This window comes from Prochlorococcus sp. MIT 1201 (assembly GCF_047303415.1).
GTDB lineage: Bacteria > Cyanobacteriota > Cyanobacteriia > PCC-6307 > Cyanobiaceae > Prochlorococcus > Prochlorococcus marinus_D.
Genome location: NZ_CP138947.1, coordinates 1,069,676 through 1,094,220, shown reverse-complemented (window position 1 = coordinate 1,094,220; position 24,545 = coordinate 1,069,676). Strand labels below are relative to the sequence as shown.

23 protein-coding genes are annotated in these 24,545 nt (G+C 47.8%); 16 read left to right on the top strand and 7 right to left on the bottom strand.

Translation table 11 applies throughout. The features are described from left to right. The first annotated feature begins 12 nt into the window (after window positions 1-12). The 3 genes from SIB41_RS05240 to SIB41_RS05230 all read left to right on the top strand — a co-directional run bounded on the left by SIB41_RS05240 (window position 13) and on the right by SIB41_RS05230 (window position 2,067). On the top strand, window positions 13-423 hold the full coding sequence (locus tag SIB41_RS05240) for a DUF3110 domain-containing protein (RefSeq protein ID WP_413361004.1): 411 nt from the start codon (window positions 13-15) through the stop codon (window positions 421-423). Window positions 424-425: 2 nt separating this feature from the next. After that, complete coding sequence (gene murQ, locus SIB41_RS05235) at window positions 426-1,376, top strand: N-acetylmuramic acid 6-phosphate etherase (RefSeq protein WP_413361001.1); 951 nt, start codon at window positions 426-428, stop codon at window positions 1,374-1,376. Between the two features lie 262 nt (window positions 1,377-1,638). Then, entirely contained in the window at window positions 1,639-2,067 is a 429-nt protein-coding gene (locus SIB41_RS05230; RefSeq protein WP_413360998.1) for a peptidylprolyl isomerase, read from the top strand. Between the two features lie 20 nt (window positions 2,068-2,087). Here SIB41_RS05230 and ribBA read toward each other — a convergent pair whose 3' ends face one another. Beyond that, window positions 2,088-3,980 (bottom strand): bifunctional 3,4-dihydroxy-2-butanone-4-phosphate synthase/GTP cyclohydrolase II, encoded by a 1,893-nt coding sequence (gene ribBA / locus SIB41_RS05225; protein ID WP_413360996.1) that lies wholly within the window; start codon window positions 3,978-3,980, stop codon window positions 2,088-2,090. Here ribBA and argC point away from each other — a divergent pair. Further along, window positions 3,861-4,967 carry an N-acetyl-gamma-glutamyl-phosphate reductase gene (gene argC, locus SIB41_RS05220; protein WP_413360994.1) on the top strand — a complete coding sequence of 369 codons (1,107 nt, stop codon included), beginning with the start codon at window positions 3,861-3,863 and terminating at the stop codon, window positions 4,965-4,967. The genes ribBA and argC overlap by 120 nt on opposite strands. On the opposite strand, the gene purN is transcribed toward argC, so the two are convergent. Next, window positions 4,964-5,686 (bottom strand): phosphoribosylglycinamide formyltransferase, encoded by a 723-nt coding sequence (gene purN, locus SIB41_RS05215; RefSeq protein ID WP_413360992.1) that lies wholly within the window; start codon window positions 5,684-5,686, stop codon window positions 4,964-4,966. The two genes, argC and purN, sit on opposite strands and share 4 nt — an antisense overlap. Window positions 5,687-5,921: 235 nt before the next feature. Here purN and SIB41_RS05210 point away from each other — a divergent pair, with 235 nt between their 5' ends. Next, window positions 5,922-7,619, top strand: coding sequence for a PDZ domain-containing protein (locus SIB41_RS05210; RefSeq protein ID WP_413361408.1), 1,698 nt, complete (start codon window positions 5,922-5,924; stop codon window positions 7,617-7,619). Next, the gene (locus tag SIB41_RS05205) at window positions 7,601-8,539 is read left to right on the top strand and encodes an N-acetylmuramoyl-L-alanine amidase (protein WP_413360990.1); all 939 of its coding nucleotides are present in this window, start codon (window positions 7,601-7,603) and stop codon (window positions 8,537-8,539) included. Before SIB41_RS05210 ends, SIB41_RS05205 begins: the two co-directional genes overlap by 19 nt. Here SIB41_RS05205 and SIB41_RS05200 read toward each other — a convergent pair. Next, on the bottom strand, window positions 8,531-9,343 hold the full coding sequence (locus tag SIB41_RS05200) for a helicase DnaB (protein ID WP_413360988.1): 813 nt from the start codon (window positions 9,341-9,343) through the stop codon (window positions 8,531-8,533). The genes SIB41_RS05205 and SIB41_RS05200 overlap by 9 nt on opposite strands. A gap of 87 nt (window positions 9,344-9,430) precedes the next feature. Here SIB41_RS05200 and SIB41_RS05195 point away from each other — a divergent pair, with 87 nt between their 5' ends. Then, window positions 9,431-11,029, top strand: coding sequence for a glucose-6-phosphate isomerase (locus SIB41_RS05195; RefSeq protein ID WP_413361406.1), 1,599 nt, complete (start codon window positions 9,431-9,433; stop codon window positions 11,027-11,029). Window positions 11,030-11,035: 6 nt separating this feature from the next. Here SIB41_RS05195 and leuS read toward each other — a convergent pair whose 3' ends face one another. Both leuS and SIB41_RS05185 read right to left on the bottom strand, forming a co-directional pair. Further along, window positions 11,036-13,672 (bottom strand): leucine--tRNA ligase, encoded by a 2,637-nt coding sequence (leuS, locus tag SIB41_RS05190; RefSeq protein WP_413360986.1) that lies wholly within the window; start codon window positions 13,670-13,672, stop codon window positions 11,036-11,038. Between the two features lie 57 nt (window positions 13,673-13,729). Continuing rightward, window positions 13,730-13,951: an Hfq-related RNA-binding protein gene (locus SIB41_RS05185; protein ID WP_413360984.1), complete on the bottom strand. Its 222-nt coding sequence runs from the start codon at window positions 13,949-13,951 to the stop codon at window positions 13,730-13,732. 17 nt (window positions 13,952-13,968) lie between these two features. Here SIB41_RS05185 and dapF point away from each other — a divergent pair, with 17 nt between their 5' ends. From dapF to SIB41_RS05160, 5 genes are all read left to right on the top strand, one after another. Then, window positions 13,969-14,877, top strand: a complete 909-nt coding sequence (gene dapF, locus SIB41_RS05180) for a diaminopimelate epimerase (protein ID WP_413360982.1) — start codon at window positions 13,969-13,971, stop codon at window positions 14,875-14,877. Between the two features lie 191 nt (window positions 14,878-15,068). Further along, window positions 15,069-16,268: a cysteine desulfurase family protein gene (locus SIB41_RS05175; protein ID WP_413360980.1), complete on the top strand. Its 1,200-nt coding sequence runs from the start codon at window positions 15,069-15,071 to the stop codon at window positions 16,266-16,268. Window positions 16,269-16,305: 37 nt separating this feature from the next. Next, on the top strand, window positions 16,306-16,941 hold the full coding sequence (locus SIB41_RS05170) for a DUF1995 family protein (protein WP_413360978.1): 636 nt from the start codon (window positions 16,306-16,308) through the stop codon (window positions 16,939-16,941). Window positions 16,942-17,063: 122 nt separating this feature from the next. Continuing rightward, window positions 17,064-17,579 carry a DUF4330 domain-containing protein gene (locus tag SIB41_RS05165; protein ID WP_063420212.1) on the top strand — a complete coding sequence of 172 codons (516 nt, stop codon included), beginning with the start codon at window positions 17,064-17,066 and terminating at the stop codon, window positions 17,577-17,579. Next, a complete protein-coding gene (locus SIB41_RS05160; RefSeq protein WP_413360976.1) occupies window positions 17,576-18,895 on the top strand; it encodes a D-alanyl-D-alanine carboxypeptidase/D-alanyl-D-alanine-endopeptidase in 1,320 nt (439 codons plus the stop codon). The genes SIB41_RS05165 and SIB41_RS05160 overlap by 4 nt, the downstream gene beginning before the upstream one ends. On the opposite strand, the gene SIB41_RS05155 is transcribed toward SIB41_RS05160, so the two are convergent. Beyond that, window positions 18,858-19,793, bottom strand: coding sequence for a hypothetical protein (locus tag SIB41_RS05155; protein WP_413360974.1), 936 nt, complete (start codon window positions 19,791-19,793; stop codon window positions 18,858-18,860). The two genes, SIB41_RS05160 and SIB41_RS05155, sit on opposite strands and share 38 nt — an antisense overlap. A 20-nt stretch (window positions 19,794-19,813) precedes the next feature. After that, on the bottom strand, window positions 19,814-20,287 hold the full coding sequence (gene coaD, locus SIB41_RS05150; protein ID WP_011130100.1) for a pantetheine-phosphate adenylyltransferase: 474 nt from the start codon (window positions 20,285-20,287) through the stop codon (window positions 19,814-19,816). Window positions 20,288-20,361: 74 nt separating this feature from the next. Between coaD and SIB41_RS05145 the strand changes: the two genes are divergently transcribed. The 4 genes from SIB41_RS05145 to SIB41_RS05130 all read left to right on the top strand — a co-directional run bounded on the left by SIB41_RS05145 (window position 20,362) and on the right by SIB41_RS05130 (window position 24,107). Next, window positions 20,362-20,844 (top strand): flavin reductase family protein, encoded by a 483-nt coding sequence (locus SIB41_RS05145; protein WP_413361404.1) that lies wholly within the window; start codon window positions 20,362-20,364, stop codon window positions 20,842-20,844. Further along, on the top strand, window positions 20,801-22,804 hold the full coding sequence (gene uvrC, locus SIB41_RS05140) for an excinuclease ABC subunit UvrC (protein ID WP_413360972.1): 2,004 nt from the start codon (window positions 20,801-20,803) through the stop codon (window positions 22,802-22,804). Before SIB41_RS05145 ends, uvrC begins: the two co-directional genes overlap by 44 nt. Before the next feature lie 66 nt (window positions 22,805-22,870). Beyond that, window positions 22,871-23,458, top strand: a complete 588-nt coding sequence (gene hemJ / locus SIB41_RS05135) for a protoporphyrinogen oxidase HemJ (RefSeq protein WP_413361402.1) — start codon at window positions 22,871-22,873, stop codon at window positions 23,456-23,458. After that, a complete protein-coding gene (locus SIB41_RS05130; RefSeq protein ID WP_413360970.1) occupies window positions 23,451-24,107 on the top strand; it encodes a PHP domain-containing protein in 657 nt (218 codons plus the stop codon). Before hemJ ends, SIB41_RS05130 begins: the two co-directional genes overlap by 8 nt. Window positions 24,108-24,545: the final 438 nt, after the last annotated feature.

Below are 24,545 nucleotides of genomic sequence, written 5' to 3'. Positions count from 1 at the left end.
GGCCTGATCCACATGCGCGTGTACGTCCTTCTCTATGACGCCGGTAAAGACAACGAGGGTATTCATTCCCTCGAACTTGCTGGCAAGACAGCTGTGCTGATGTTCGAAAACGCTGATGATGCCGAGCGTTATGCCGGTCTTCTTGAGGCTCAAGACTTTCCTTTACCGACTGTTGAAGAGATTGGCCGTGATGAGATTGAAGATTTCTGCCGCCAGGCGGGATATGAAGCTCGTTTTGTGGAGGTTGGCTTTATGCCAAAAACTGATGAGGAGCGTCTTTTATTTGCTCCACCAGAATCAAATCGAGATGTGAGTCACTGGCAGGACGAGGATCATTCCGTTGCAGACAGAAATGGATTGGATCAGCAAGTTGAATCAACAGATCTTGAAGAGATTCGTAAGCGGCTTGAAGGGTTGATTTAATCATGACCAATGTATTTGCAGATCTCAATTTGCATCCTTCAGATAATCGAGGGCATCTGTTGACTGAACAGGTCAATCCCAAAAGTGAATGTTTGGATCAACTAACCACAGAGTCCTTAGTGACACTTTTCTGCGAAGAGGACCGAGAGCCACAGCGCGCCGTCGCAGCGGCTATACCCGAACTTATTCAGGCAGTTGAAGCGATTACGGACCGGCTTCGAAGCGGAGGTCGCCTTTTTTATTTGGGTGCTGGCACCTCCGGACGTCTAGGTGTTCTTGACGCCGCAGAGTGCCCTCCAACGTTTTGCAGTGATCCTGATCTTGTTCAGGGTGTTCTTGCTGGTGGGAGCGCAGCTTTGCTGAAAAGTTCCGAGGGACTTGAAGACATTGAACAGTTAGGGCAAAAGGATCTTGAGGAGCGTGACTTTAGCCCTGCTGATTGTCTTGTCGGTATTGCGGCGGGGGGAACGACTCCTTATGTGAAAGGAGGACTTGCATACGCAAAGGAAATTAATGCTTTGGCGATTGCAATTTCATGTGTGCCTATAGAACAAGCTGAGTTGCCATGCAGTATCGATATTCGTCTTTTGACTGGCCCTGAATTACTTACAGGTTCCACGCGCTTGAAGGCTGGTACCGCAACAAAGATGGCTCTAAATATTCTTTCAACCTGTGCGATGGTTCGTCTTGGCAAAGTCTTTGGTAATCGAATGGTTGATGTTGCTGCTACCAACATCAAGCTGATGGATCGTGCCTTGCGAATCCTGCATGATTTAGCTGATGTTGATCGAGTTCGTGGAACTGAGTTGCTTCAAGCAAGCGATGGATCTGTAAAAGTGGCTCTGCTGATGCATACTTGCGGTTTAGACGCTGAGGCTGCCCAGAAACTACTGATAGAGCATAATAATCAATTGCGAACAGCTTTGGCGAGGTGTAAAAATTGTATTGCTTGATTTTAATTGTGCCTTTGCAAAAAGCAAGATAGTAAAATCATTCTACTCGGTAGGTACACGATAGCAATAACAGATTCTAAACGATTTGAATATCTTGTAATGGCATACACAGCTTTCCCATGAATCGCACCATCCTTGTTGAATGCTGTTTATAAAATTGATACTATTACTTTGATTCAATTAATATTTCTAGAGACGTCGCGAAAGTTGGCTCAACTGACTAGACTATTTTTTTGAGCATCCAACTGTGACCAAGGCACTGATGGACACTGATGCTGGTTTGATTGAGTTGGACCTCTTTGATGATGATGCTCCCAACACGGTTGCCAATTTCACTAAGCTGGTTAAGGAGGGTTTTTATGACGGCCTGTCTTTCCATCGTGTGATCGATGGTTTCATGGCTCAAGGTGGCTGCCCAAATACTCGTGAGGGGGCAAAGGGGATGCCTGGAACCGGTGGGCCTGGCTATACGATTAATTGTGAAATAAATAGCAAAAAGCATCTCGCCGGTTCTCTTTCTATGGCTCATGCAGGAAAGAACACTGGTGGAAGTCAATTCTTTCTTGTCCATGATGCTCAGCCTCATCTCGATGGTGTGCATACCGTTTTCGGTCAGGCTGCCAACATGGATGTGGTCTTAACCTTAAAGAACGGCTCTAGGATCAACAAAGTAACCATTCAAGAGAATTGAAAATATACAGTTGGTCTCTTTCACGACCAAAGGATTAGATTGGGAAAGCTCGTCGCATCCCAATCTTTTAGTGGGGAAAAATCATCTTTAAATAGTGTTGCCAACGACCGCTCTTCTCTCTTTAGATCCTGAGGAGGATGCATTGCTTGCTCAGCACGGTCAGTACGCAGAAGACCAATTCGACGGCTCCCTGACCATTGAATCAACTCTTGAAGCAGTAACTCCAGCGATGCTTTTTTAAGTGGATCTGATGAAACCTCATAAGAGGTTTTGACTCGTGGACATACACGCCATACAAAAAGGGGGCGATCCCATAGGGCAAGTAGACGGGGTGAGCTTTCTGCTATGAGCTCAAGTTCATTGCTTTTGGCCCAATCATGTGCACGGGTCCTCAGCTTAGCCAACGTCTCTCCGTTCACCTCACCGTCCCAGGCCACCACAACAAAAGGTCCAACTTCTGGAGCTTGATTCTCTGATTTGCCAGCATCAATCAAGTGTCCAAGTTTTTCCCGCTTAACAGCTAAATAAGCGGCGTTGTGATCTCCAGGACAGATCACTAGGGGGACACGACTTTCGACTTGTAAGCCATATCCACCCAGTCCAGCAATTTTGCGTGGGTTGTTTGTAAGTAGACGTAAACGGTGGATGCCAAGGTCAGTGAGAATTTGAGCACCAACCCCATAGTTTCGCAGATCTGCAGGGAAACCCAAACTTTCATTGGCTTCCACAGTGTCTAGACCGCCATCCTGAAGGCTATAGGCCTTTAATTTGTTAATTAGGCCAATGCCGCGACCTTCCTGACGGAGATAAACAACCACGCCTTCACCTTCCTGTTCGATGCGAGCTAAGGCTGCCTCAAGTTGGGGGCGACAATCGCAGCGCAGTGATCCAAAAGCATCTCCCGTAAGACATTCGGAGTGCATGCGCACTAAAACTGGTTCTTTCAGTTTTCGTGGATCGCCCTTGACAAGAGCAATGTGTTCCGATCCATCCAAACCATTTAAATAGCCGATTGCCTGAAAACTGCCAAAGAGACTTGGTAACTCGGCAGTGGCTTGACGGTATACAAAGCGTTCGTTCTCAAGACGGTAACGAATGAGATCGGCGATGTTGATGAGCTTGAGTCCCCAACGCCGCGCATAGTTTTGCAATTGCGGCAGTCTTGCCATTGACCCGTCTGAATTTTGGATCTCGCAAATCACGCCTGCTGGAGCAAGTCCTGCCAGCTGTGCCAAATCCACGGCGGATTCGGTATGCCCTGCTCTTTTGAGAACTCCTCCTTGACTCGCTCTAAGGGGGAAAATATGTCCAGGGCGGCGTAGGTCTCTTGGACGAGTCTCCGGATGTAGGGCCACTTGAATCGTCCGCGCTCGATCCTCCGCTGAAATACCGGTAGAAACCCCTTTTTCAGGGCCTGCATCAATGCTTACGGTAAAAGCCGTTTGGTTGGCATCTGTGTTGCGATCAACCATCAGCGGCAGGTCAAGTTGATCTAGGCGACTGCCTTGCATAGCAAGGCAGATCAGACCACGAGCCTCTGTGGCCATGAAATTGATTTGTTCAGGCGTAGCGAACTGAGCAGCACAAATCAGGTCGCCCTCGTTTTCTCTGCGCTCATCATCAACAACCACAACGCATTCACCGTTTCGAATCGCGGCAAGTGCATCAGAAATGTCGTCGAAGTGGATCTCGACCGATTCAGCGGGAATAGGAGAAGTCCTCAGGGCCTTAGGGATGAACGTACTGGGTTCATTATCGACACCAGTACGATCAGCCGGCGTCCGATGAAGGCAATGGAAAGTCCCCCTCGCTCTCCAGCCTCTGACATTTCTCAGGTTCGAGGCAGCCGAGTAGCGGTTATCGGCGCTACGGGCTACGGCGGTCTTCAAACCATCAGATTGCTTGAGGACCATCCCCACCTCCATGTGACCTACCTGGGCGGCGAAAGAAGTGCCGGCAGGCGATGGAGTGAGCTTTGCCCTTTTTTACCCATCCTTGATGATCCTGAAGTTCAATCTCCCGATCCTGACAAGATCGCTGAATTCGCCGATTACGCAGTCCTCAGCCTTCCCAATGGACTTGCCTGCCATTTAGCACCGCAACTGCTGAAACGCAATGTTCGGGTTGTAGATCTCTCTGCTGACTTTCGCTATCGCTCACTGGAACAATGGAAACAAGTTTATGTCCATGAAGCTCAAAACCTCAATCGAGATGATGTTCAGCTTTGTAGAGAGGCTGTTTATGGGTTACCTGAATGGAAGGGACCTGAAATTGCAGTTGCAAATCTTGTCGCTGCACCGGGATGCTTCCCAACCGCAAGTTTGTTGCCCTTGCTGCCTTTTCTAAAGCAGGGATTGATCGAAAACGATGGTTTGATTATCGATGCAAAAACTGGCACCTCTGGTGGAGGGAGGGTGGCCAAACAACAATTTCTTCTGGCAGAGGCCTCGGAGTCGATCATGCCTTATGGCGTGGTAGGACATCGACATACATCAGAAATCGAACAACTTGCTAGTGAGGTTGCCGGACAGCCGATTGAGCTTCAGTTCACACCCCATCTCGTACCGATGGTGCGTGGACTGCTAGCGACGGTTTATGGACGTTTGAGAGATCCTGGATTGACCGCTGAGGATTGCACAACTGTGCTTAAAGCAGTCTATCGACATCATCCCTGCATCGATGTTCTTCCTGTGGGAACGTATCCAGCGACTAAGTGGGTGAAGTACTCCAACAAAGCTGTTCTTTCTGTTCAGGTCGACAACCGCAACAGCCGGCTTGTCTTGATGAGCGCTGTCGACAACCTGATTAAAGGCCAAGCTGGTCAAGGGGTTCAATGTCTAAACCTGATGGCTGGATTACCACCAACCACAGGACTGTCTTTACTGACCTTCTACCCTTAATTTTGAGCTGCGTTTCTCCAATTCTGGCCTGCAAGAGCAACAGATAATGGAAGCAGTTGATGCTCCATGCTCTGGATCCTTTTGCTGAGGCTCTGATGGTCGTCTGAGCTCAAAACTGGCACTGCAGCTTGCGCAAGCACCGGACCGTCATCTACTTGAGGTGTAACCAGGTGAACGGAACAACCACTGATAGGAACTCTCGCTTTAAGTGCTTGCCCAACCGCATCTAAACCGCGAAAGCTAGGAAGCAGAGATGGGTGAATATTAATAAGGCGATTCGGGAAAGCAGCAATCAGGATTGGGGTGACGATTCGCATCCAGCCGGCCATCACCACGCCTTCTACAGCATGGTTGGTGAATGTCTTTACCAAGGCCTTATCCAGTTCTTCTCGACTACTGAATTCGCGATGATCGTGGATGACACAAGGCACACCTAGCCGTTTGGCCCGGAGACTTGCTTCACAATTAGGGTTGTTAACCACCAATATGGAAATATAAGCATCAAGTTGAGAATTTTGAATGGCTTTAACCAGGGCTTCAAAATTGCTGCCATTCCCTGATGCCATCACGCCAAGATTTAAGCGAGGGTTGAATTTTGGGCTGGCCTGGAGGGGTGGCCAGATCAGCGATCGCTTCGCATCCTTTTCATAACAACTGTTCTGAAGAGGATTCGAAGCAGCACTGGTCAGAGAAATCTCCTTTTTATCTAAGTTGTTCATCTTGTTGACGATTGAGAAGACCAGCTACATGCTCTAAGCACATCCAATTCACAACTTAATTCCTATGTGCAGCATCCAATTGGAACCCCTGCTGTGATCCATGATCTTTTTAGACAAAGTCAAGCCTTCAGATGGCTCAAGGCCATGATCAAGAACATCTTCCGTCAAGATACCCTTTTCCAGGGCCATTACAGTTGTTGCATAACGTCTGAGCTTGTTTTTGAGGTTGAGTGAGGTGGTCGAGGTTGTTGAAGTCCATCTTGATCTCTGTGACAAGGCAAGTCAGACCTTTAAGGTCAGCCTGAAATGGAAGCCAAGAACACATCGTCAGAGCTGGTCTCTGCCGATATGGACCCCAGGCTCATACACCATTAGAGACCATGTTCAGTATCTCCACAGTCTGAGCCTTTCTCAAGCCTCAAATGATTGTCAAGTGCAACGGATCGGCCCAAGTGGTTGGAAGGCTGATCTCGACACTCTTGATCTTGTCACCCTTGGCTATGTGATTGAGGCTCGACAGCTCACAGTGCGCACCTGCTACTTAGATCCGGAGTTTGCATCCCTTTGTCTTGCGGCAGCTGTGATGGAAATCGATGGTCAACGTTGGACTCCTCATTGCCTCACCTTGGCCCTGCCAGCGGGTTGGAATGCCTACGTTCCTCTCGCTGGAGAGGAACCACTCTGGGCTAAGGATTTTGATCATCTTGTTGATGCTCCTATTCATGCTGGCTGTTTCGTTTCTCAGCCCTTTGTTGTCAAAAAAAACTCTCATCAACTTCTCTGCATAGGTGATCCTCCTATGGGATGGCCAGCCAACCTTGTGAATGACGTCAGCGCTATTTGTAAAGCTACCTGTTGTCTAATGGATGAACCTCCACCAGCAGGAGATCTCTACCAATTAGTGATTCATATGTTAGAAACGGGTTATGGGGGTCTTGAACATGATTATGGTGCAGTTTTGCATTATTCCTGGCGGGAATTAACTGAGCCTGATGGCTATCGGAAGCTCCTACAATTGATAGGGCATGAGTATTTGCATCAATGGAATGTGAGACGTCTTCGACCCAGGGAATATCGACCTTACGATTATTCTCAAGCTGTGATAAGTGATGGACTCTGGTTTGCCGAAGGAATCACTAGCTACCTTGACCTCACCCTGCCATTCCTTGCTGGGCTGAGCGATCGCTCAACATTACTAAAAGATTTATCTCTAGAGTTTTCACCTCTATTAATCAACCCAGGTTGTCAAGTACAGAGCCTGGCAGACAGTTCACGTGAAGCCTGGGTGAAATTGTATAAAGCAACACCGGCCAGTGCCGATTCACAGGTCAGTTACTACAGGCTTGGTGCTGCGATGGCCTTTTGCCTGGATGTTCGCCTACGCAAGCAAAACTCGTCATTAACGCAAGTACTCCGTGACCTTTGGCGGAAGTTTGGGGGTAGTCATCGAGGTTATTCCAGGTTAGACATCAAAGCTGCCATCGCCAAGTTCGATCCCAATACTGCTAATGAGGTTGATGCATGGCTTGATCAACCTGACTCTCTCCCGTTGACTTCGATAGTTACAGATCTTGGACTGAGGTTTGAAGAGAGATATTCAAACAAAAGAGAAACAGGTCTTACTTTAGTTGAACGAGAGGGGCTTATTTACGTGTCAAGAGTTGCTCTATCTAGTCCAGCCCATCATGCAGGTCTTGTAGTTGGAGATGAATTGCTTGCCGTCGGCGGATTTCGATTGCGAAAGGTCGATGATTTATACAAACTTATCTCCAATAAAGAGCCTGTATCCATCACTTTTTCAAGGCGAGGACGACTTAGTGAAACAGCACTTACAAGTGGTTTGCCCCAAGTCGATCACTGGGAGATTATTATTGATTCTGAGGCACCAGCTGAGTTAAGCAATCTACGGGATCAATGGTTTCAGATTATTTAACCACTCTGATTATGTCTATTAGGAGCAAAACTAAACGATTTATAATCATAATCATATTTTCAATAAGTGGTTTGATAATATTCACCAGGCATACAAAGAATAGCATTCCTGATGATCAGTCAAAATTAAATCAAAGTCTCCAAAGCCATCTAGAACGACTTGGGAAATTCTCTGAAGAAGACAATCAAAAGTCAAATGACCTGCCATCAACTAGTCAACAAAAGCCGCCGCGAGCACTATCATGGTCATCTCCACTTTCTAAGCAATGCTCTGATATCGATCAAGGACTTAAGAAACGTCTTAACCACCGTCAACAGCAATTAGCAACTGAACGCAATTATGTAGTTATTGATTCATCGAATTATGGAAAAAGATATCGCTGGGATCTTTATGGCCGTCGCGTTGATCCGACTCCTAGTGTCGTAATTCTACATGAGACTACCGATTCGTATCAATCTGCACTCTATACATTTAAAGATTATCATCGCAAGGATGAAGATCAAGTTAGCTACCACACATTGATTACATTGGATGGGCGAATCATTGATGTTGTAGACCCACTTAATAGAGCATATGGAGCAGGAAATTCTGCTTTTCTTGGTGAGTGGGTTGTGACAAATCCACGCTTTAAGGGATCCGTCAATAACTTCGCTTTGCATTTGAGCCTAGAGACACCATGGGATGGTCGCAATGGCTATCTAAATCATAGTGGTTATAGCGACAAACAATATGATTCTCTTGCTCTAGTCTTAGCAGATTGGATGGATCGCTTCAATATTCCCCCAGAAAATATCACTACTCATCAGCATGTTGATTTAGCAGGTGAGCGATCAGACCCCCGTAGTTTTGATTGGTCAAATCTACAGCGAAGACTCGCGGCGATTGGTTATCTTTGTGTAAGTAGCAATCCCTCAGATTAAGGGCAGCTGGGCTGAAGAACGTTTGGAATAAATCAGACCATGTAGTTCAGGGTCTTGCATATAACGAAGAATTCTTGCGGGATAGTCAAGCTTTCCATTATGAAGATAAGCCAGTGTGGCGATCGCCTTGGCATGTTTATAAGAGCGACTAGCTTGGATTAAGGCATTAGAAGGTAAGCCTAAGTCATCCTTTAGACGCGCAATCTTTCCTGCAAGTAACTCAACATTAGATTCTGGATTGAGAAGTAAATTACGTGCACTTGAAATTTGTTCTGCCGTTGGATGCTGAGGCAAACGTTTTTGATGGATGAGTTCAGAGATGCCTAGTTGGGCTGGCCCATGGGTCTTCAACAGACCGGAATGAGCCACAAAAGGGATGTTTTCGCCTGGTTTTGAATGCTGAATTTCATCAAAGAGGATCGCTGTGACCAGCATTGGGTTGACGCGGTATCGCTTGGACTCGCGCACGATCACAGGTTTTAATTCATCCAGTCGATTGACTGTCTGAGCTCGCAGTGGCTGGAGGTGATCAATTCCTCGTGTGAACAACTGAGCTAAAGGCGTCTGAGGGCCATGTACCCCGAAACGTTTTTGAAGATATCTGAGCTCTTCTGCTGTGAAATCGGTTGGATCAAGGTGATTAACGGTTGCAATATTCAGCGGTGGTGATTGACGTGTCTGGCTTGCCTGCCGGCCATAATTCTCTGTCATGAGAACCAAGAAAAGCGAAGCCAGGACTACAAAGTCGGTTAGTCGAAGACCTCTTTTGAGTGTTTGTAGGAGTCCGAAAAGAGTCTTGATCATCGCGCGAGGTTAGCCTGAGTGTCTGAGAAAATGGGCAGGCATTTTGATCGTGGATCGTTTCGAGCTGTGAGCGACGTGCATCAGCTGATGAGTTTCCCGGATTTCAGCGCCAGCGATGCCCAGGTTCAGTGGCAGCGCTTTAACAATTTGCTTTGGCATCACAACGATCTTGGAATTTGGCTGGACATCAGCCGAATGCATATCAATGCAGAAGATTTTGAACGGCTAGGGCCACGCTTTGATCAGGCTTTCAAGGCCATGCAGGCTTTGGAACAGGGAGCTATCGCTAATACTGATGAACAACGGATGGTTGGCCACTACTGGCTGCGTCAGCCGCAGCTGGCGCCTGATCAAGAGGTCTGTGATCACATTGCCAAGGAAATTGACCTGATTGAGACCTTTGGCAGCAATGTGGTCAATGGCCTCATCAAAGCCCCCAATGGCAAAAAGTTCACCGATGTGCTTTGGATCGGGATTGGAGGCAGTGGCCTAGGACCTTTATTAATGATTCGTGCTCTTCAGAATGCGGAGCAGGGATTGCGATTCCATTTTTTCGACAATGTGGATCCAGATGGCATGAGTCGCGTTCTTGGCAATCTTGGAGATGCCCTGAGCACGACTTTGGTTGTCACCGTCAGCAAATCTGGTGCAACTCCTGAACCACACCTCGGCATGGAGCAGGCTCGTCAACGCCTCGAAGCGATGGGAGGTCGTTGGGCTGGACAGGCCGTTGCCGTGACGATGCTCAATAGCCAGTTAGATCAGCTTGCACAGAAGGAATCCTGGCTTAAGCGTTTTGACATGTTCGATTGGGTTGGCGGTAGAACAAGCATCACGAGTGCTGTTGGCCTTTTGCCGGCAGCTTTGATTGGTTGTGATACCCGCGCTTTTCTTGCTGGTGCTGCGCAAATGGATGAGGCCACACGTGTGTCTGATCTGCACAGCAACCCAGCAGCTTTGATGGCCGCTGCTTGGTTTGTTGCAGGAGATGGGCTTGGGCGTCGTGACATGGTTGTTCTTCCATATAGAGATCGCCTTGAGGTCTTTAGTCGTTACCTGCAACAGCTGGTAATGGAATCGCTAGGCAAGCGTCTAGATCGGGATGGCAATGTTGTTCATCAAGGCCTTGCTGTATATGGCAACAAGGGTTCAACTGATCAGCATGCTTATGTGCAGCAATTACGCGATGGTGTTGACAATTTCTTCGCCACATTTATTGAGGTGCTTGAGGATGTTGACAACATACCGGCGATCAACAATGAGCATCCAGGTGATTTTCTCGATGGCTTCCTGCAAGGCACTCGCGCAGCGCTCAGCCAGGGAGGTCGTCAGAGCCTCACTATTTCGATGCGTCGATTTGATCCTCGTCGACTCGGCGCATTAGTTGCTTTGTTTGAGAGGGCAGTTGGTTTATATGGTGAACTTGTCAATATTAATGCGTATCACCAGCCTGGAGTTGAATCAGGCAAGAAAGCAGCCGCTGCCATCCTTAACTTGCAGTCTCGAGTTGAAGACTTGCTTGCTGATGGTGTCGAACGTTCAGCTGGAGAGATCCATCAAGTGATTGGAGATGGGTCAGAAGAAGCCATCTTTTGGATCATGAGGCATCTAACTGCGAATAAGCGTGGTTATGTTGCTGAAGGTGATTGGGGAATTCCGACTTCACTACGTTTCAGTAAAGGCTGATCATTTCTATGGCACTAGGTTCACCAACTTGCCTGGCACAATGATGATCCGTCTAGGCGATTGACCTTCTAACCATTTGACGGCGATGTCACTGTTTAAGGCCAATTCTTCTAATGTCTTTTTGTCTGCGTTAGCAGGAACCTGGATTTTTCCACGTACCTTCCCTTTGACTTGAATGACCAGCTCAATCGTATCGAGTACAAGTGCGCTTGGGTCGATTTCAGGCCAGGATTGTTGATGGATGCTTCCATGCCCATGAAGCTTCAGCCAGAATTCTTCTGCAAGATGAGGAGCAAAGGGTGCCATCAATCGAACTAAAACTGAAAGAGCCTCTGCAGCCACTTCATTACGGACCTTGTCTAGTTTTCCACTCAACGAGTTGGATAGCTTCATGAGTTCGGAGATGGCTGTATTTAATTGAATGTCACCACTTAAATCCTCAGTTATTGCTTCTATCGCCTTGTGAGTAGCTCTTCTCATGTTGATCTCTTCTTCACTGAGATCAGCTGAATCTATGATCAAGTTTGCCGAAGAGATGGAGGCATTGTCACCATCAGTCTTAGGCCATGCAAAACTATCAATCAGACGAATAAGTCGTTGCAGAAAACGAAATTGACCTTCAACATCTGCATCATCCCATTCCAGGTCTTTCTCTGGTGGAGCTTTAAAAAGTATGAACATTCTAGCGGTATCGGCACCGTATCGATCAATTACAACGGCAGGATCAACGCCATTATATTTTGATTTAGACATCTTTTCAAACAGGACTTCTAGTCTGTCTCCAGACTCTGGGTCCCTCGGATCACTATCATCACTAACAAGTTCAGGAGAAATATAACTGCCATTTTTAGCATTGCGGTAGGTAAGCCCTTGAACCATGCCTTGAGTAAGTAATCGATTAAATGGTTCTTTAAAGCCAATCAGGTTTCTATCGTGGAGTGCTTTGGTAAAAAAGCGTGCATATAGGAGATGGAGGATTGCATGTTCAATACCACCTACATATTGATCAACAGGCAACCATTCATCAACAATATCTTTATCAAATGGACGTTGACAATTGAGTGGATCAGCAAAACGTAGGTAATACCATGAAGAACACATAAAAGTGTCCATCGTGTCTGTTTCCCTGTGAGCGTTTTCACCACAAATAGGACATTTGACCTCAACCCAAGCCTTTTCTTGCGCTAAGGGTGACCCTCCTTTTCCTGAAAGATCTATGTCCCTAGGAAGGGTTACAGGTAGGTCCTCTTGCGGAACAGGAACGATCCCGCAGCTTGCACAGTGAATGATTGGGATCGGGCAACCCCAGTAGCGCTGACGAGAAATGAGCCAATCGCGCAAACGGTATTGCACTTTGCTTTGAGCCCAACCCTCAGAAGCTCCATGGGTTGTAATCGCAACCTTCGCTTCCTCTGTGGAGAGACCATCAAAGGCTCCAGAATTTACAAGAACTCCGGCCCCTGTCCAGGCTTGTCCATCATTGTGATGCTCGTCTGTATCTGGCAGCTGCACCACAATGCGTATCGGTAGTTCGTGGCTGCGAGCAAAGATGAAATCCCGCTCATCATGAGCGGGTACTCCCATAACGGCTCCTGAGCCATAGTCAGCCAATACGTAATCGGCAATCCAAACGGGTAGTGATTCACCATTGACTGGATTGATCACCTGTGCACCGATAGGGACCCCACGTTTTGGTTGGTCCTCAGCGGTGCGATCCTTGACGCTGAGTTGGCTTATAAGGTCACAGAATGCAGTAACGGCAATACGTTGTTCCGGACTTGTTAGGGATTCCACCAAAGGGTGCTCAGGTGCCAAAACCACATAACTTGCACCGTGAAGTGTGTCTGGCCTTGTTGTGAAGACCGTGATGATTGAGTTGGCTACACCAGCGACTCTGAACTTGATCTCAGCACCATGAGAGCGACCAATCCAATTGGCTTGCATCGTGCGGACACGCTCGGGCCAACCAGTCAATTCATCAAGGTCATCAATTAACGCATCGGCATAGTCGGTGATTCGCAGGAACCATTGCTTGAGTTGTCGCTGTTCCACAAGAGCGCCTGACCGCCATGAACGACCCTCGCCATCGACTTGTTCATTAGCCAGAACAGTTTTGTCGACGGGATCCCAGTTGACTGTCGCTTCCTTCTGATAAGCCAATCCACCCGCAAAAAGTTCAAGGAACAACCACTGGGTCCAGCGGTAATAGTCCTGATGGCAAGTCGCCTGTTGCCGGTCCCAGTCAATTGACAAACCCAGTCGATCAAGCTGGGCCCTCATTTGGGCAATATTTTGGTCTGTCCAATCACCTGGATCTACGTTTCTGGCGATGGCTGCATTCTCAGCTGGTAAGCCAAAGGCATCCCATCCCATTGGGTGAAGTACCGCATCACCTCGCATGCGCTGCACCCTGGCAATCACATCGGTAATCACGTAATTGCGTACGTGGCCCATGTGCAGTTTCCCTGATGGATAAGGGAACATCGATAGGGCGTAAAAGCGTTTCTGGTTAGTTTCTGCGACTGGCGTTCGATCTAATCCTTGTCGTAACCACTCCTTTTGCCAACGCGTTTCAAGCTCAATAGGGTCATATCGAGCTGAGGATTGGCTGGAGGCAGACGTTGAGGGGAAAGACTCCGTCACGTACAAGTTTCACCAACTTTCGATCGTGCCATAACAAGATGACGCTAGGGAGTTGAGTTAGCCCAGTGGACGAATTATCAGTACAGCCCGACGGTTAATCAGTACAGGTTGACTCGATCCAGGCCGTTCCAGGGCAAGGAATTCCGGGTCCTGCCAAAGCAAGCGGCCTTCCAATCGGAGCCCATCAGCTAATTCAAGACTGAGAGGGATCTTGTCCCGACCCCAACTCTGAATCAGACGAATCCCTGGAAGGCTGGGATTGAGAGGGGGGGTCTCCATAGGATTGGGATCGTTACATGCTGGTTATGTTGCAGTTCAGCAAATATCAGGGACTCGGCAACGACTTCCTCCTGATTGATGGGCGTGAGGATCAGCTGACTCAACAAGTGATCAATCCTGATCCAGCCTGGGTACGAAAAATCTGTGATCGACACTTCGGGATTGGAGCTGATGGGCTGATTCTTGCTTTACCACCTAGGGCTGATGGTGATCTGAGAATGCAAATTTTCAATGCTGATGGCAGCCTGGCCGAGATGTGTGGCAATGGCATCCGTTGCTTAACACGTTTCTTAGCTGATATCGAAGGAGATTTGTGTGTTCAGCGGTGGAACATAGAAACCCTAGCAGGAATAATTTGTCCAATTTTGCAGGAAGATGGACAAATTTGCGTCGATATGGGATCTCCATTCTTAGATCCAGAATCGATACCTACCACTCTGACAATCGGTTCTGCTGGATTGCCCCAGGGCGACTGCCACTTGGGTGGTACATCATTGCATGTTGCAGCAGTAGGAATGGGTAATCCCCACGTGATCGTGCCTGTTGAAGATCTTGAAAGTATTCCGTTTGAAAATTGGGGACAAAGACTTGAAGAACATCACGCCTTCCCAGCCAAGACAAATGTTCATTTCTTGAAGATACACAGCCCGAATCAACTTGAAATTCGCGTTTGGGAGCGTGGGTCAGGACCAACCCTGGCTTGTGGTACAGGAGCCTGTGCATCTCTTGTAGCAGCTTGTTTGCTAGGTCTTTCTGATCACCATGCGGAGGTTCTTTTACCAGGTGGTGTATTACAGATCAGTTGGCCGGGACGTAGGGGTTCTGTTTTTATGACGGGGCCCGCTGAACCTATCTTTGACGGGGTTTTAACACCTCTTCTCGCACCAAGTCATGCCGTCTTGCCTCAAGATGATCAGATTATTTGAAGACATCGAATAGTCTACAAACATTTACAGCTCTTGAATTTATAGAGACTCCTATCTTGGATAAGATAATAGTCCTGAGGTTGATTCCCTTAAAACGGTGAATGATTGTTTAACTAGTATCTTGTTAGAGAGCTTGATCGCTCCTGCTTTTGATGCATTTGGGCATCACACTCGCATCGGTCTAGGAAAGGATGCACAGTTCTAGTTCGTGCCCATCTGAAATATATCTGGATGCTTGTGCAACGACTCCGCCTCGACCAGAGGTGATTCAACGCATCTTTGAAGTTCAGGAGAGTGCCTGGGGTAACCCCTCGAGTCTTCATGGCCCAGGCCTGATCGCTGCTGAATTACTTGAACGCAGTCGTCAGAAGATTGCCTCATGCCTAATGGCTAGCTCAACCGAGCTGGTCTTGACCTCGGGAGCTACAGAATCTATTCATTTAGGCCTTTTGGGCATGGCTCGTTCCATGCAGTCGGGCCGTCTAGTGATTTCAGCGGTAGAACATCCTGCTGTTCTTGCTGCAGCTCAGGTCCTCAAGCGTGAGGGCTGGGAGGTGTGTTACTGGCCTGTTGATCCACTAGGTCGCGTCAAACTTGAGGATCTAGATCTGATGCTTGCTCCGCCAACACGATTGGTCTCAATCATCTGGGGGCAAAGTGAGGTCGGTACCATTCAACCGATTGAGACGATTGGCTTAGCTTGTAGGGAAAGGGGCATTGTTTTTCACACTGATGCCACTCAAGTTCTTAGTCAGGGACTACTGCATTGGGCTGATCTGCCAATAGACTTACTTAGCGCATCAGCACACAAGTTTCAGGGTCCTAAGGGAATTGGTTTGCTTCTATTAAGACCTGAATTGATAGATGTTTTACAACCTTTGCAGGGTGGTGGTGGCCAAGAACAGGGGCTTCGGGCTGGTACTGAATCTGTTGCCTTAGCAGCAGGGATGGCGATGGCCCTCGAACAATTGAAACTATCCAGGTCAGGCTGTGCTGATGTTGAGCTGGCCGATCAGGTGAAAGTTCAACGAATGCGTGACGCGTTAAGAATCAACCTGCAGACCTTGCCTGGACTTCACTTCACTGGCGATCCAATCAATCGTTTGCCTCACCATATATCCATGCTTGTGGGATCAGGAGATGACCAGCCCATCTCTGGTAGAGCTGTTGTGCGAGAACTTTCACGACTTGGCGTGGCAACAAGTAGCGGTAGTGCCTGTATGGCAGGGCAACCTAAAAACAGTGCTGTCCTGCAGGCCATGCAGATCAAACCTGAGTGGCTTCAGTCAGGATTACGTTTCTCTCTGGGTTCATGGTTAGACGAAACACAGTTGGATCAGATCCCTGATCTTCTGCAGCAGGCCATGATTGCAGCAGCATCGCCAGAATGAGCCTTACTTCTAATCCTTAAATCATCCACCCCAGCCTGTGATAAAAACTCTTCCCGCTGACCTCCTCGCTGCCGAGAACATGGTTTTGGAGGCTCTACAAACCTCTTTAAAGGATCAACCCCTGGGGCGATGGGAGGTGAACTTGAAGTTTGAGGGCTTGAAATTGATGCCCGTGGCTCTACGCCTGATGCAGAATCTGCAAGAAGATGGGTTTGAGATTGTTCTTGTTTGGCCTGATATGGGTGGTGCAGCACTGGCTAAACACAATGCTCCTGAACTTGCTAATCAGATCTCTTCAATCAATGATTTACTCGGTGACCTGAATGGAAAAGATGATAATCGTATCTTTTTGGTTGTTGCACCACAACCCAGCGATTACGAGCAGTTTGAACTCCTCTGCAACAAACATTCAGGGGCTGTTGTCATGCTGAACGGCCGTTTGGAAGATAGTGCTGTTGGAATTGGAGGCGTTGCTAGACAACGAAGACGAGGATTTTTATCTTTATGGCGTAAGGCCTATTGGCTTGAACCATTGGAGTCTGGTGCGTTGATGCGTTCGCACCCAGGCGAATGGATCTTGTTTCGTGCTGATGTTGATGGGTATCGAGAGACGACGACCTTCGACCAGCGTCCAGATGCTGAAGCCATCGACGCTGCTCTTATTGCCACTTAGTAGATCAAGCGGACATGAGGCAAACAACAGTAATCAGTTCATTGTTTGCATCGCTTGAGAGACCAATGGTTGACTTGATCAATCGGATCGGTCTCCGTATGGTGCAGCTCTGAAGAGTTTTTATGAGTCGCCAAACCCTTTTGAAACAATTCACCCCTATTGATGGGATTGCCGCAATCGTGGCACTCATCGCTCTGGGGGGTGTGTTGTGGAGTCCGAAGTTAAGTCATTCATTGGCCAGGGCCACAGGCGTCATGAGGCCTGTGAAGGTTTCTGTCGATGTTCGCAACGTGCCTACAGCTGAGCCAAATGCACTGATCGAAGCTGCATTGGCCCAGGGCAGCACCAGTATCGTTATTCGCAATCAGCCTGCCGGTTCACTGAAACTTAAGGGCATCGAAGACCTCAGAAGCAAGCTCGTGGCGGTCCAGCCAGACGGCTCTGTCGTGATCGCAACGGATCCCAATTTGGCTGCCAATAGTGTTCTTGATGCTCGCTTCATACTTGAAGGTGACGGCACAGTCTCCAAGACGGGAGTTGTGTTAGCTGGAACAAAACTCAAAATTGGCACACCAGTTGAGCTAGAGGGATCCAGCTATCGAATCAACGGAACCGTGAGTGGTGTCAGTGTTCAATGAGGATTCTCCCTGCATGTTCCGAGATCGCTAAGAGAAACCATTCTCAATTGTTGATCCGAATTCTTGCAGCTGGGGGAATCCTGATCGGTTCAAATGTGAGTGCAGCACCAACTGTTCTTTCACCACCCCCTCCAGTTGCCGTCCAGGGCTGGCCTTCTCTTCAATCTGGGCGACTCTGCCCTTCCTTGCAAAGGAGTTTCAAATCCTTACTCGGCCAAGGCTCATCGGCATGGAGCGTGAGCGTCTTAGATCGTCATGGTCAGCTCCTTGCAGACATCAACGGAACTATTGCCAAAGTTCCAGCCTCCAATCAGAAGTTGATTACAACTGCCTTTGCGCTCGATAAGCTCGGCCCTGACTTCAAGTTGCGCACCCAACTTTTACGACGCCCTGATGGGGTACTTGAAATCAGTGGTGAAGGAGATCCTGATCTAGGTATCACAGAGATACAACGCTTTGCGATGGCAGCTCTTGGTCAGGGTGGTTCGCGCACTTTTCGTTCCCATGACGATCTCCAATTACTGATCCGTGAGGAGCCTCAACAACGCTGGTGGCCTAGTGATTGGCACCCAGCTGACCGCATTTATGCCTATGGAGCACCGATCACCCGTCTTGCACTAACAAGCAATGCCCTTGATGTGGCTGTGACCAATCCAATTGGTCGTTTACAACGCTTGCTGGAGCGCGAAATACATCGGCAGGGGGGCAGCGCTCACTTAAGTCTTGTCAACCACGACCAGGTGAAGACAAGTTCTGCCCAGTCCGTTCTTCTTCATGAGGAAGATTCCGCACCAATGCATGCCTTGGTGAGTCTTGCTAATGCGGAGAGCCATAACTTCACAGCAGAGGTGCTGCTTCGACACGCGGCAAAAAGCTGGGATGTGAGGCTTGCCTCCAGGGAGGCTATGCGCTGGATGCAACGACAAAATCTTCCTCTGACAGGACTACGCATAGCCGACGGCAGCGGGCTCTCAAGGAACAACCGAATGAGCAGCCAAACTTTGGCGACTTTGTTGATGCGAATGGGTCATCACCCTCTTGCTCCCTACTATCAAGCCTCAATGGCCATCGCCGGACAGCGTGGAACGTTGCGCAAACTGTTTAGAGGTACTTCACTAGAAGGGAAATTCTGGGGAAAAACAGGCACTCTCAATGGAGTGCGTTCTATCTCAGGAATTCTTGAGACAGAAGATGGTCCACGCTACGTGAGTGCAATAGCTAATGGCGCTAGCTCACCAAATAGAACAATCGGCTTGTTGTTGAAGGCTACCCAACGCTTCAGCCCGTGTTCTTCATCGCTCTCAACTTCGAAGTAGTTCTACGCCCCCGGTTGATCGGCACGGCCTTGTCTGAGTGTTGGTCAGTTGAACCGCGACTGTCATGACTGCTAATAGTTTGAATTTTCACCAGCTCTTGGCGACCAGCAATGATGACTTGAGCGATTTCTTTGAGGCGCTGCTCAAGTTCTCCAAGGGTCTGTTCGGCATAACGGTTTGCACCGTCCTGGACACCAGCAGCTTCTTGACGACTGCGCTGAATAAGTGACTCACATTGCTGGTGAGTTTGCTGCCTGAACTGAAGAGCATCGTTATGTAGCCGTTCAGCTTCGTTCTGAGCTTCCTTCTGGAGTCGTGAACCCTCTGATCTGATCTGATCTAGTTCTTGAATTGCTTGTTGACGGTTGCGTTCGTGCTGTTCGGTCAGCTGCCTCTTGATATCTATGGCTTCACGATCCAGTTGTTGTCGACGCTCCAGGGCCTCCTGCTCAAGTTGCTGTCGACGGCTAGAGAACTGCTGCTCAAGCTGAACAAGTTTCGACTGCATCTCATGTTCCAGCTGAACAGATTGCTGCCTGGTTGCTTGTAGCAGCTGTTCGCATTGTTGACGGCTCTGATCACGAAGCTCGGCAACCTGTTTTTCCGCTTCTTGACGAATGGAAGCTGCATTGACCAATTGCTCGCGCTGTTGATTGGCCTGGTGAACGATCTCTTCGGCTTGTTTTCGCGCAGTTGTGATGAAATCATCACGTTTTTGGAGCAACTGATCGGCCTGGTTCACTTGCCCAGGGAGGGTCTCTCGAACGGCATCAAGCACTTCGATCGCTTCCTGTTCATTCACTAGGCGAGCGCCACTAAAGGGGATACGGCTGCCTTCCAGAACTATCTCTTCGAGTTGGTCGAGCTGTTCGAGAACGGTGAACCTAGGCTCGCTCATCACAGTTTTAGTTTTAAAGCTCAATTAAATAACCTGTGGAGGTCTTGTGCCACCACCTCAGGCACCATGTGATCAATATTGCCACCAAAACGGGCGACTTCCTTCACCATAGAACTACTGAGAAAGCTGTGATGAGCAGCAGTCGCAAGGAAGATTGTCTCAAAATCAGGAGCCAGGGAGCGGTTTGTATGAGCAATTTGGAGCTCATACTCAAAATCACTCATCGCCCGAAGACCACGCAGGATCAGATCAACCTGATTGTGACGAGCACAGCTCACTGTGAGGCCTTCAAAGCAGATCACGCTTACACCCTTGCAATGTGCTGTGGCCACATGAATCTGGTTAAACCTCTGTTGCAAGGTGAATGTTGACGTTTTGGCAGGGTTGCTCAAAACCGCTACCACAACCTCGCCGAAGAGTGCGCAGCCGCGCTCAATCAAATCCAGATGACCAAGCGTTAAAGGGTCAAAGCTGCCTGGGTAAAGGGCCCTCATGATCCAATCAAACCACTTCTCGATCCTATGCAGAGAGGTGCTGCTTAGAGTTGGTAAATCTGATGAGATGCTCAATGGCACTGGATCTAGAAGCGAAAAAGGTTTTGCTTCGCAAAATCCCCCATGGTCTTTTTATTTGTGGAGTCCGCGAAGGTGATGAAATCAACGGCTTTACAGCAAGTTGGGTGACCCAAGGGTCGTTCGAACCTCCCCTTGTTGTTATGGCAGTTCGATCAGAGGGAAGCAGTCATGGAATCATTGAGCGAACGAAGCATTTCTCGCTCAATGTGCTTCGGGCTGATCAGAAAGAACTTGCGGCAGTTTTCTTCAAGCCTCAGTCGGCGATGGGAGGGCGCTTTGAGTCAGCCCCCTTTCGTTATGGCGAATTGGGTCTACCCCTACTAGAGGATGCTATTGGAGGGGTTGAGTGTGTTCTTGTGGGCCAGGTCGTCCATGGTGATCACACTGTGTTCGTCGGAGAAGTGAAATCAGCCCATCTAAATCAGGATGGGGATGCGCTTAACCTCGCTTCAACGGGTTGGTCATACGGCGGTTGAAAATAATTTGAGCAACGCTTCTCAGCGCACCATCCTTCTAAAGGATGAAAATAGACTTGAGCAAAGGCTTAAGGAGATTCCAGCTGAACCTGGTTGTTATCTCATGCGTGATGTAGAAGACAGGTTGTTATATGTGGGAAAATCAAAATGTTTGCGAAATCGAGTCAGAAGTTATTTCCGAAGTGGCAGTGATCATGGGCCGCGTATTCGATTGATGGTGCGACAAATTGCTGAAATTGAATTTATCGTTACTGATAGCGAGGCTGAATCCTTAGTCCTGGAATCTAACCTGATCAAAAATCAACAACCACATTTCAATGTGTTGTTAAAAGATGACAAGAAATATCCATATCTTTGCATAACATGGAGCGAGGAATACCCACGTATCTTTATCACAAGAAGGCGACGTTTCCGGAATAAGAATGATCGCTTCTATGGTCCATATGTAGATGTAGGACTATTACGTAGAACCTTATTACTAGTCAAACGTTCGTTCCCGCTGAGACAACGACCACGGCCACTGCACCAGGATCGCACCTGCCTTAACTATTCAATTGGACGTTGCCCTGGTGTATGCCAGCAGAAGATCACACCACAGGATTATCATCAAGTTCTTCGCAAAGTTGCGATGGTCTTTCAGGGCAGGAATCAAGAGCTTAAGATTTTGCTTGAGAAGCAAATGGAACGCTATTCAGATCGAATGGACTATGAGTCAGCCGCTAATATAAGGGATCAGATTAAAGGGTTAGAACAACTTACAGAAGGACAGAAGATGAGCTTGCCAGATTCAAGCGTAAGCCGAGATGTACTTGCCATTGCAAGTGATCATAGGGTTGCTGCAGTTCAGCTTTTTCAGATGCGTGCAGGTAAACTTGTTAATCGTCTTGGCTTTACTGCTGATGCAGTCGATCAAACTCTTGGAAGTGTACTCCAGCGAGTTATCGAAGAACATTACAGTCAAGTAGATGCTGTAGAGGTGCCGCCAGAAGTTCTTGTTCAATACTCATTACCTCAGCAAGAATTGCTAGTTGATTGGCTCAGTGAGCACCGAGGTCGGCGTGTTCAAATCAGTTGTCCTCAACGCCAAGCGAAAGCAGAGTTGATAGAACTTGTTGAACGCAATGCAGTATTTGAACTATCGCGTGCGAAGAGTGGGCAGCAGCAACAGGAATTGGCAACAGAGGATCTAGCCCAGTTGCTTGAACTCACGACACAACCAAGAAGAATCGAAGGATATGATATTAGTCATATCCAAGGAAGTGATGCTGTTGCATCACAGGTTGTATTTATCGATGGGCTTCCCGCTAAACAGCATTACCGAAAGTATAAAATTAAAAGTAGCAGTATCAAATCTGGCCATAGCGATGACTTCATGGCGATGGCTGAGATTATGCGCCGTCGCTTTCGTCGTTGGGCAAGGGTGAAGCAAGAAGGATCCAATTTTGAAAACCTGCAGCGTTGCAGTGGCAGTACCTTGCAGACAGATGGTCTCAATGATTGGCCTGATGTGGTGATGATTGATGGCGGTAAGGGGCAGCTTTCATCAGCCATGGAAGCTTTACGAGAGCTTGACCTTCATGAGGATCTCGTCGTTTGTTCATTGGCTAAGAAGCATGAACAGATCTTTGTACCTGGACAAAGCAAACCATTGGATTCTGATCCTGATCAGTTGGGTGTAGTCCTTTTAAGGCGGCTTCGCGATGAAGCACATCGCTTTGCAGTGAGTTATCACCGCCAACAAAGAGGGGTAAGAATGAACCGATCGCGGCTTACAGACATCCCTGGACTTGGTCCTAGGCGTGTCCGTGACCTTCTTGCCCACTTTCAATCCATTGATGCTATTCAGTTGGCTAGCGTCCAGCAAATTAGTCAGGCACCAGGGCTTGGACCAGCACTTGCCTTACAGGTTTGGACCTATTTCCACCCTGAAGCCGATATGGCGTTGGAGGAGGTTGCCTGATCAAGAGGGATCACTTTTTTTAACTCTCACTACTTGTTCATCTCAGCAGATTGCTAATTGTTATCCATGACTTTTCCGCCCGAGGCATACCTGTGGTTTAAAACCCTCCACATTGTTGGGGTTGTGGTTTGGTTCGCCGGTCTTTTTTATCTTGTGCGCTTATTTATCTATCACGTGGAAGCCGCTGACTTGGAACCAACTGTTAAAAAAGCATTTGAAGAGCAATACACGCTAATGGAGCGTCGATTGGCAAATATAATCACCACTCCAGGGATGATTCTTGCCGTTTCCATGGCTGTTGGATTGCTAATCACCCAACCGAGTTGGCTTAATCAAGCTTGGATGCAAGCAAAGATTGCTTTGGTGGCTGGGCTAATCGCTTACCACATTTTCTGTTATCGGCTGATGGGTCAGTTGAATCGCGGGGAATGCAGCTGGAGCGGCCGTCAGCTTCGTGCCCTAAATGAACTTCCAACTTTATTCTTAGTGTTAGTAGTGATGCTGGTTGTCTTCAAAAACCAGTTTCCAACAGGTGCAGCTACTTGGTTGATCGTTGGCCTTGTACTGTTTATGGCCGCTTCAATTCAGTTTTATGCACGATGGAGACGATTAAGACTTAGCCGACAATTGGAAAGCCCGCTAAATAATGGCTAATGTTCCTCATCCTCTAAGTGAAATCCTCTTGGGTGTTAGTTCTGAGAGTTGTCCAAATATTATGAATTTTCACTGTCATACTATTTGCAGTGATGGCAGCCTTGAGCCTGAGCTTTTAATTGCCCAAGCAAGCCAAAGAGGTTTGCAACATATAGCAATCACAGATCACCACAGCACTCAGGCCTATCATCCCATGACGGAATGGCTTGCTAGGCGAAGTAATCAAGGATTACCAGTTCCAAGACTTTGGAGTGGTTTAGAAATCAGTTGCTTGTTGAAAGGTTGTCTTGTCCATGTCCTGGCTCTTGGCTTTGAGGTTGGGCATCGTGCTCTTCATACCTATTGCCAAAACAACTCTGCAACCGGGGGATCATTACAGGCTAAAGCTGTAAAAGAGGCGATTCATGAGGCCGGAGGATTGGCAGTGCTAGCCCATCCAGCTCGATACCGCGTGCGGCATGAACTTCTTATAGATGCAGCCGCTGAACTTGGCTTCGATGCTGGTGAGGCATGGTATGACTATGACTTTAAGACTAATTGGCATCCAACACCATTCATATGTGAAGCAATCGATGATCAGTTGAAGGGTCTTGGGCTAATGCGTACATGTGGCACTGATACTCATGGATTTGACCTCAGCGGACGCTAAATCCCATCTAGCTCATTAACATGACTATAGTTTTCAGATTATGCTTGGAAATATTGATCGATCAATGGTCTTTTTGCATGCTCAGGATAAGAACTTGTAATAAATAGAATCGCTGAAACATGATTACAAATAAGGCAACAAGTAGGTTTTACTTGATAGTATTAGCTTGGCATTAATAACCCCCGCCAACATAAAAAAAATCATGGACTTTATTAATAATAAATCTCAATAGTTAGTCGTGGAATCAAAAGATAGGCTTTCATTTTCCAATAGATACCAGGCCTTGCTTTATAAATCTTTTAGTTAGATGATGAGTTTCTTAAACCTTTTCAACTGGATGCATTGCTTATCCAGAGCTTGAAATCATTACAGACTTAGCAGTGAGCCGACTAGCGAGGAAATAATAAGCCGCAAGGTATTTACTCATCAATTTCTCCT

What these genes read in the sequence shown, in the direction of transcription:
- SIB41_RS05165 (WP_063420212.1), top strand. Translation starts at nt 17,064, where the DNA reads ATGAGTCGCCAAACCCTTTTGAAACAATTCACCCCTATTGATGGGATT.
- SIB41_RS05145 (WP_413361404.1), top strand. Translation starts at nt 20,362, where the DNA reads ATGGCACTGGATCTAGAAGCGAAAAAGGTTTTGCTTCGCAAAATCCCC.
- SIB41_RS05240 (WP_413361004.1), top strand. Translation starts at nt 13, where the DNA reads ATGCGCGTGTACGTCCTTCTCTATGACGCCGGTAAAGACAACGAGGGT.
- SIB41_RS05200 (WP_413360988.1), bottom strand. Translation starts at nt 9,343, where the DNA reads ATGATCAAGACTCTTTTCGGACTCCTACAAACACTCAAAAGAGGTCTT.
- hemJ (WP_413361402.1), top strand. Translation starts at nt 22,871, where the DNA reads ATGACTTTTCCGCCCGAGGCATACCTGTGGTTTAAAACCCTCCACATT.
- SIB41_RS05175 (WP_413360980.1), top strand. Translation starts at nt 15,069, where the DNA reads ATGCACAGTTCTAGTTCGTGCCCATCTGAAATATATCTGGATGCTTGT.
- murQ (WP_413361001.1), top strand. Translation starts at nt 426, where the DNA reads ATGACCAATGTATTTGCAGATCTCAATTTGCATCCTTCAGATAATCGA.
- dapF (WP_413360982.1), top strand. Translation starts at nt 13,969, where the DNA reads ATGCTGGTTATGTTGCAGTTCAGCAAATATCAGGGACTCGGCAACGAC.
- SIB41_RS05130 (WP_413360970.1), top strand. Translation starts at nt 23,451, where the DNA reads ATGGCTAATGTTCCTCATCCTCTAAGTGAAATCCTCTTGGGTGTTAGT.
- ribBA (WP_413360996.1), bottom strand. Translation starts at nt 3,980, where the DNA reads ATGGTCCTCAAGCAATCTGATGGTTTGAAGACCGCCGTAGCCCGTAGC.
- SIB41_RS05195 (WP_413361406.1), top strand. Translation starts at nt 9,431, where the DNA reads ATGAGTTTCCCGGATTTCAGCGCCAGCGATGCCCAGGTTCAGTGGCAG.
- coaD (WP_011130100.1), bottom strand. Translation starts at nt 20,287, where the DNA reads ATGAGGGCCCTTTACCCAGGCAGCTTTGACCCTTTAACGCTTGGTCAT.
- uvrC (WP_413360972.1), top strand. Translation starts at nt 20,801, where the DNA reads ATGCGCTTAACCTCGCTTCAACGGGTTGGTCATACGGCGGTTGAAAAT.
- SIB41_RS05185 (WP_413360984.1), bottom strand. Translation starts at nt 13,951, where the DNA reads ATGGAGACCCCCCCTCTCAATCCCAGCCTTCCAGGGATTCGTCTGATT.
- argC (WP_413360994.1), top strand. Translation starts at nt 3,861, where the DNA reads ATGGAAAGTCCCCCTCGCTCTCCAGCCTCTGACATTTCTCAGGTTCGA.
- purN (WP_413360992.1), bottom strand. Translation starts at nt 5,686, where the DNA reads ATGAACAACTTAGATAAAAAGGAGATTTCTCTGACCAGTGCTGCTTCG.
- SIB41_RS05230 (WP_413360998.1), top strand. Translation starts at nt 1,639, where the DNA reads ATGGACACTGATGCTGGTTTGATTGAGTTGGACCTCTTTGATGATGAT.
- SIB41_RS05205 (WP_413360990.1), top strand. Translation starts at nt 7,601, where the DNA reads ATGGTTTCAGATTATTTAACCACTCTGATTATGTCTATTAGGAGCAAA.
- SIB41_RS05160 (WP_413360976.1), top strand. Translation starts at nt 17,576, where the DNA reads ATGAGGATTCTCCCTGCATGTTCCGAGATCGCTAAGAGAAACCATTCT.
- SIB41_RS05155 (WP_413360974.1), bottom strand. Translation starts at nt 19,793, where the DNA reads ATGAGCGAGCCTAGGTTCACCGTTCTCGAACAGCTCGACCAACTCGAA.